Source organism: Streptomyces sp. RP5T, from assembly GCF_003933965.1.
Classification (GTDB): Bacteria; Actinomycetota; Actinomycetes; order Streptomycetales; family Streptomycetaceae; genus Streptomyces.
The window spans coordinates 1-6590 of sequence record NZ_RSAJ01000467.1 but is presented as its reverse complement, the minus strand read 5'-3'; the positions used below and the strand labels follow the sequence as shown (position 1 = coordinate 6590).

The 6590-nt window shown below is 71.2% G+C and carries 8 protein-coding genes; 4 read left to right on the top strand and 4 right to left on the bottom strand.

Annotation, left to right across the window (positions count from 1 at the left end):
• Window positions 1–133 (bottom strand): hypothetical protein (locus tag EHS43_RS33590; RefSeq protein WP_148104149.1); only part of this gene is annotated, 133 nt, incomplete at its 3' end.
• Between the two features lie 354 nt (window positions 134–487).
• Here EHS43_RS33590 and EHS43_RS33580 point away from each other — a divergent pair.
• From EHS43_RS33580 to EHS43_RS33565, 4 genes are all read left to right on the top strand, one after another.
• Window positions 488–1441 (top strand): heme o synthase, encoded by a 954-nt coding sequence (locus EHS43_RS33580; protein WP_125194430.1) that lies wholly within the window; start codon window positions 488–490, stop codon window positions 1439–1441.
• 44 nt (window positions 1442–1485) lie between these two features.
• Window positions 1486–1818 carry a hypothetical protein gene (locus EHS43_RS33575; RefSeq protein WP_125194429.1) on the top strand — a complete coding sequence of 111 codons (333 nt, stop codon included), beginning with the start codon at window positions 1486–1488 and terminating at the stop codon, window positions 1816–1818.
• Between the two features lie 103 nt (window positions 1819–1921).
• Window positions 1922–3028 carry an amidohydrolase family protein gene (locus EHS43_RS33570; RefSeq protein WP_125194428.1) on the top strand — a complete coding sequence of 369 codons (1107 nt, stop codon included), beginning with the start codon at window positions 1922–1924 and terminating at the stop codon, window positions 3026–3028.
• A gap of 18 nt (window positions 3029–3046) precedes the next feature.
• The gene (locus EHS43_RS33565; RefSeq protein ID WP_125194427.1) at window positions 3047–3760 is read left to right on the top strand and encodes a nucleotidyltransferase domain-containing protein; all 714 of its coding nucleotides are present in this window, start codon (window positions 3047–3049) and stop codon (window positions 3758–3760) included.
• Here the strand turns inward: EHS43_RS33565 and EHS43_RS33560 are convergent.
• From EHS43_RS33560 to EHS43_RS33550, 3 genes are all read right to left on the bottom strand, one after another.
• Window positions 3718–4728: a heme A synthase gene (locus EHS43_RS33560; RefSeq protein WP_125194426.1), complete on the bottom strand. Its 1011-nt coding sequence runs from the start codon at window positions 4726–4728 to the stop codon at window positions 3718–3720. The genes EHS43_RS33565 and EHS43_RS33560 overlap by 43 nt on opposite strands.
• A gap of 96 nt (window positions 4729–4824) precedes the next feature.
• Window positions 4825–5595: an ABC transporter permease gene (locus EHS43_RS33555; RefSeq protein ID WP_125194425.1), complete on the bottom strand. Its 771-nt coding sequence runs from the start codon at window positions 5593–5595 to the stop codon at window positions 4825–4827.
• Complete coding sequence (locus EHS43_RS33550; protein ID WP_125194424.1) at window positions 5592–6515, bottom strand: ABC transporter ATP-binding protein; 924 nt, start codon at window positions 6513–6515, stop codon at window positions 5592–5594. The genes EHS43_RS33555 and EHS43_RS33550 overlap by 4 nt, the downstream gene beginning before the upstream one ends.
• Between the last annotated feature and the right edge of the window lie 75 nt (window positions 6516–6590).

Sequence of the window (6590 nt, the reverse complement as noted above, 5' to 3'; positions counted from 1 at the left end):
GGCTCATCGCCGTACCCGGATGGCCGTTTCCGACCTTCTGTACGGCGTCGGCGGCCAGGACGCGGGCGGTGTCGACGGCCCGCTGGTCCAACTCGGTCCACTCGAGGTCTGTGGTGGTCGGCTTGGTGCTCACCCTGGGTCAGGGCTCCTCTCCACATGTCACACATGTCGAAATGCCGGTGCACGGGACGCCCGGCCGTTGTCGAGCCTACCCCCGCAAGTACGTGCGTTTTTTCGGGTCATTCCAGACTGCCGGGCCGCGCGGGGATCCGCCTTCCCGCTGGCCCGTACCGCATTCGGCAAGTGAATACGCAGCCGCTCGTCCGAGTGCTCAACCGAGTGGGACCCGGCTCTTCCGGGGGCGTCCGCGGACACGAGCCGACCCCCGCGAATATCGGGGTATGGGCAACGTCTACAGTGGCGTGGTACGCGCGAGCCTTTACCGGGACTTCACACGGGTGAGGCTTGCTGGGATGTCTCTGTAGGGGTGTGCGTGACGGCCGTCGAATCCCGTCCAGCGGGTGTACTCGGTGCGAGCGAGAGCCCGCGTCACCGGCCGTTCGGGGCCCGTGTCAAGGGATTCGTGGCGCTGACCAAGCCGCGGATCATCGAGCTCCTGCTCATCACCACCGTTCCGGTGATGTTCCTCGCCCAGCAGGGCGTGCCGGACCTGAAGCTGGTGCTGCTCACCTGCGTCGGCGGCTATCTGTCCGCGGGCGGCGCCAACGCGCTCAACATGTACATCGACCGCGACATCGACGCGCTCATGGACCGCACCTCGCAGCGTCCGCTGGTGACCGGCATGGTGTCGCCGCGCGAGTGTCTGGCCTTCGGCATCACGCTGGCGGTCGTCTCGACGCTCCTGTTCGGCCTCACCGTCAACTGGCTGAGCGCCTGGCTCTCCCTCGGCGCACTCCTCTTCTACGTCGTCGTCTACACGATGATCCTCAAGCGCCGTACCTCGCAGAACATCGTGTGGGGCGGCATCGCCGGCTGCCTGCCGGTGCTGATCGGCTGGTCGTCGGTCACGAACTCCATGTCCTGGGCGCCGGTCGTCCTCTTCCTCGTGATGTTCTTCTGGACGCCGCCGCACTACTGGCCGCTGTCCATGAAGGTCCGCGAGGACTACGCGCGCGTGGGCGTGCCGATGCTGCCGGTGGTCGCCTCCAACAAGGTGGTCGCCAAGCAGATCGTCATCTACAGCTGGGTGATGGTCGGCGTGTCGCTGCTGCTCACCCCGCTCGGCTACACCGGCTGGTTCTACACGGCGGTCGCGCTCCTCGCCGGTGGCTTCTGGCTGTGGGAGGCGCACGGCCTCCAGAACCGGGCCAAGGCCGAGGTGACGGGCGCGAAGCTCAAGGAGATGCGGCTGTTCCACTGGTCGATCACCTACGTGTCGATCCTCTTCCTCGCGGTGGCGGTGGACCCCTTCCTGAGGTAAGGGTCACGTCGCCGTCGTCTCTACTCGTCGGTAGCATCCTGGTCATGGCAGACACGCAGCAGGTTGACGCGAAGGCCGGGCGCAAGGTCGCGCGGCTCGCCAGGCAGATCAGCGCCTTCTCCAGGAAGCACGGCGGCGCCGAGGGCCAGCTGGCCAACATCGGCCGGCGCGGCACCCGGATCGTCCTCGTCGGCGAGGACGGCGGCTGGGGCGACTTGGTGGCCCCCTCGCAGGAGCTCGCCGAGAAGGCCGTCGAGAAGTCCGGCATCACGGTGCACGAGGAGTTCGACGGCGAGTTCGCCGCGAAGGTGCGGACCGGACCGTACGAGTGGAGCCGGATGGCCGGCATCCAGGTCGGCGGTCCCTCGAACGGCTGAGATCCGGCCGCCTTTCACATGGGGTGTGCGCCAGCAACACCTGATGCCCGGTTCACCCGTTAGGACCTGTTAGAGCGACACGGTCCAAGAACGGGGAGCCCGGATGATCGAAACGCCGTCCCTCGTGGACCAGTACTGCCACGGCGTACTGAGGACGGAGCTGGGCCTCGGCACCTTCGAGGCCCAGCTGGCCCGCACCGAGGGCCCGCCCGCCCCGGGCACCACGCTGTTCGACACCCAGACGGGGTTCGCCGTACGACGCTGGTGCCCGCCCCTGCTGGGCCTGGAACCGCACTGTCCGCCCGCCCGCTATCTGGCCCGGCGCCGCGAGCTCGGTGTGCTGGAGGCGGGCCGCAGACTGCTGCGCGGCAGCGGGATCACGACGTACCTGGTCGACACCGGGCTGCCCGGCGATCTCACCGGGCCCATCGAGCTGGCCTCCGCCGCGGCCGCCGACGCCCGCGAGATCGTGCGCCTGGAACTCCTCGCCGAACAGGTCGCCGACACCTCCGGCACCGTCGAGTCCTTCCTCGCCAACCTCGCCGAATCGGTGCACGGAGCCGCCACGAGCGCGGTCGCCTTCACATCGGTGGCGGGCGTACGGCACGGTCTCGCGCTCGCGCCCGAGCCGCCGGGGCCCGGAGAGGTGCGGGGCGCGGCAGGCCGCTGGCTGGCGGCCCGCCGGGTGGGCGGAGAGCTGTCCGACCCGGTGCTCCTGCGGCACCTGCTGTGGATCGCCGCCGCCTCGGGCCTGCCTCTCCAACTGCACGCCGGGCTCGGCGAGCCGGGTCTGCGCATCGACCGCACCGACCCCGTGCTGCTCACCGACTTCGTCCGGGCCACCGCGGGTCTGGGCACCGACCTGGTCCTGCTGCACAGCTACCCCTACCACCGGCACGCCGCCCATCTCGCCGGATTCTTCCCGCACGTCTACGCCGACTCCGGAGCCGCCCTCGTCCGCACCGGCGCCCGCGCGGCGACCGTCCTCGCGGAGATCCTGGAACTGGCCCCCTTCGGCAAGATCGTCTTCTCCAGCGGGGCCCACAGCCTGCCCGAACTGCACGTGGTGGGGGCGCGCCTGTTCCGCGAGGCGCTGGGCCGGGTGCTGGGCAACTGGGTCGCCGAGGGAGCCTGGTCGCTGGCGGACGCGCAGCGGGTGGCGGGGCTGATCGCGGCGGGCAACGCGCGCAGGGTGTACGGGCTGGAGTGAGCTGTACAGGATGGGCCCATGCAGACCGACGCCTTGCTGGACCGCTTCCTCGCCGAACTGGCCCCGCTCGCCCCTGTCGCCGTGTGGGCCCACGGCTCACTGGCCGGCGGCGACTACCAGGAGGGCCGCAGCGACCTGGACCTGATCGCCGTACTCGACTCTCTGGGGCCGCGTACGGTGTGGCGGCTGGCGAAACTGCACGCGCGGCTGCGGGCCGCGCCGCTGTCCGGGCAGCTGCACTGCACGTATCTGACGCCCTCGGCCGACATGGACCGACGCCACCTCACCTGGGCGCACGAGGAGCTGTTCAGACGGCCGGTCTCCCCGGTCACCCGGCGCGAACTGCACGCCTTCGGGCGGGTACTGCACGGGGCGCCGCCCGCGGACCTGCTGGCGCCGGTGCCGGACCGGGAACTGGCCGACTTCGTCGTCCGCGACCAGCGGGACTTCTGGCGGCCGGCCGTGGACAACGCCCCGCTGTGGAGCCGGGACGTGTGGGTCGACCTGGGGCTGCTGACCTTCGCCCGCGCGAGCGTGACCCTGCGCGAGGGACGGCTGATCACGAAGCGCGAGGCACTGGAACTGCTGCCCCGGCTCGGGGCGCCCGCGCAGGTCGTCGAGGACATCCGGGCACGCCGCTACGGCGATCCCCGGACTCCGGTCGAGAACAGGGCGGAGCTGACCCGCGGCTACTTGGGCCCGGCGATCGACGAACTCGTGGCCGCGTACTGAGCCGGCACCTCGGGCACCTCGCCCCCGGGCCGTTCCCGCAGGGCCAGCAGGACCCGCAGGACCCCGATCCACACCAGGGCCGAGCCGAGCATGTGCAGGCCGACCAGGAACTCGGGCAGGTCGGTGAAGTACTGGACGTAACCGATCACGCCCTGGGAGAGCAGGATCAGGAACAGGTCGCGGGTGCGGTGCAGGGGGTTCTCGGGGGCGTCGACCGCCTTGAGGATGAACCACAGGGCGAAGGTCAGCGACACCACGATCCAGGCCAGGACCGCGTGCACCTTGCTCACCGTCTCCCAGTCCAGCGGCATCCGCTCGACCTCGCTGGAGTCACCGGCGTGCGGTCCGGCGCCGGTCACGACCGTGCCGACCAGGATCAGCAGGGCGGCGGCCGCGACCATGAACCACACGAGCTGCTGCACCGGCTTGCCGACCAGCGGGCGGGGCGGGGTGTCGCCCTCGCGGGTGCGCTGCCACATCACCGCGGCCACCGTGATCAGGGCCGTCGTGGCCACGAAGTGGGCGGCGACGGTGTACGGGTTCAGGCCGACGAGGACGACGATGCCGCCGAGGATCGCGTTGCTCATCACGATCCAGAACTGCGCCCAGCCCAGCCGGGTCAGGCTGCGCCGGCGGGGCTTCTCGCTGCGGGCCGCGATGATGGCCCAGCCGACGGCGGCGCACAGCACGTACGTCAGCATCCGGTTGCCGAACTCGATGGCCCCGTGCACGCCCATCGCGCTGGTCGCGGTCAGTGAGTCGTCCGTGCACTTGGGCCAGGTCGGGCACCCGAGGCCCGACCCGGTCAGCCGCACCGCGCCGCCGGTGACCACGATGACCACCGCCATGACGAGAGCGGACAGGGCCGCCCGCTGGACCGTCCGGGGGGTCGGGGTCCAGCGTGCGGCGATGAAGGCGAGCGGGTTGCGGACGGCCGCTACGGCGTCGGCGCGGGTCACGTTTGGCACGTGTCCATCGTAGGGGGCCGTTTGTGCACGCGTTCACGAGGGCCCCTGGTCGCGGCGGGGCCCTGCTCCCTGCGGACCTCTGCTCCCTGCCGGCCTTTACTCCCAGCGGAAGAAGCGTCCCGCCGCGGCCAGGCCCACCACGGCCCAGACCGCCAGGATGCCCAGGTCGCCCCACGGCATCCCGGCGCCGTGCTGGAGCACGTCCCGCAGGCCGTCCGACAGGGCCGTGATCGGGAGCAGGCCGAGGACGTCCTGCGTGCTCGGGGAGAACCGGTCCAGGGGGACGATGACTCCGCCGCCGACCAGGAGGAGCAGGAAGACCAGGTTGGCCGCGGCCAGGGTGGCCTCCGCCTTGAGGGTGCCGGCCATGAGGAGGCCGAGGCCCGAGAAGGCCGCCGTGCCGAGGACCATGAGCAGGAGAACGGCGAAGGGGTTCCCTTGCGGGGACCAGCCCAGAGTGAGGGCGATCACTGTCAGGAGGATCACCTGGAGGATCTCCGTCACCAGGACCGAGGCCGTCTTCGCCGTCATCAGGCCCCAGCGGGGCAGCGGGGAGGAGGCCAGGCGCTTCAGGACGCCGTAGCGGCGTTCGAAGCCGGTCGCGATGGCCTGGCCGGTGAAGGCCGTCGACATGACCGCGAGGGCCAGGACGCCGGGGGTGAGGAAGTCCACGGCCTTGCCCTCGCCGGTGTCGATGATGTCCACCGAGCTGAACAGGACCAGCACGAGGGCCGGGATCACCACCGTCAGCAGGAGCTGCTCGCCGTTGCGCAGGAGCATCTTCGTCTCCAGGACGGCCTGGGTCGCGATCATGCGTCCCAGGGGTGCCGCACCCGGCTTCGGGGTGTACGTACCGGTGGCGGTCACGCGCGCAGCTCCTTGCCCGTCAGTTCGAGGAAGACGTCCTCCAGGGTGTGCCGTTCCACCGAGATCCTCTCCGGCATCACGCCGTGCTGGGCGCACCAGGACGTCACCGTCGCCAGCAGCTGGGGGTTGACCTTGCCGACCACCCGGTAGGAGCCGGGGGTCAGCTCGGCCGCCGTGCAGTCGGCGGGGAGGGCCTTCAGGAGGGACCCCACGTCCAGCCCGGGGCGGCCCGAGAAGCGCAGGGTGTTCTCCGCGCCGCCCCGGCACAGTTCCTCCGGGGCGCCCTGGGCGATGACCCGGCCGCCGTCGATGATCGCCACGTCGTCGGCGAGCTGCTCGGCCTCGTCCATGTAGTGCGTGGTGAGCACGACCGACACGCCGTCGGCGCGCAGGTCGCGGACAAGGTCCCAGGTCGCGTGGCGGGCCTGGGGGTCGAGACCGGCGGTCGGCTCGTCCAGGAACACCAGTTCCGGGCGGCCCACCACGGCCATGGCGAGGGCCAGGCGCTGCTGCTGGCCGCCGGAGAGCCTGCGGTACGTCGTCCTGCCGCAGCTCTCCAGGCCCAGGCGCTCGATCAGCGCGTCCACGTCGAGCGGGTGCGCGTGCAACCCGGCCATGTGCCGCAGCATCTCGTCGGCCCGGGCGCCGGAGTACACGCCCCCGGACTGGAGCATCACGCCGATCCTCGGGTGCAGCTCACGGGCCTGGCGGACCGGGTCGAGGCCCAGGACCCGCACCGTGCCGGAGTCCGGCCTGCGGTATCCCTCGCAGGTCTCCACGGTCGTCGTCTTGCCGGCGCCGTTGGGCCCGAGTACGGCGGTCACGCCCGGCCGGGTCACCAGGTCGAGGCCGTCCACGGCGGTCTTCGTGCCGTACCGCTTCACCAGGGCGTGGACCTGGACCACGGGCTCGCTTCGCATGGCCCCGAGTCTAGGTTCGCGGCTCGGCCCGCAGTCGGTCGGGTGCGAGATCTCCACCGGCGGGGGGATTTCCGG

Excerpts from the sequence above, each read along its gene's own strand:
- EHS43_RS33575 (WP_125194429.1), top strand. The coding sequence starts at position 1,486 with ATGGCAGACACGCAGCAGGTTGACGCGAAGGCCGGGCGCAAGGTCGCG.
- EHS43_RS33570 (WP_125194428.1), top strand. The coding sequence starts at position 1,922 with ATGATCGAAACGCCGTCCCTCGTGGACCAGTACTGCCACGGCGTACTG.
- EHS43_RS33565 (WP_125194427.1), top strand. The coding sequence starts at position 3,047 with ATGCAGACCGACGCCTTGCTGGACCGCTTCCTCGCCGAACTGGCCCCG.
- EHS43_RS33550 (WP_125194424.1), bottom strand. The coding sequence starts at position 6,515 with ATGCGAAGCGAGCCCGTGGTCCAGGTCCACGCCCTGGTGAAGCGGTAC.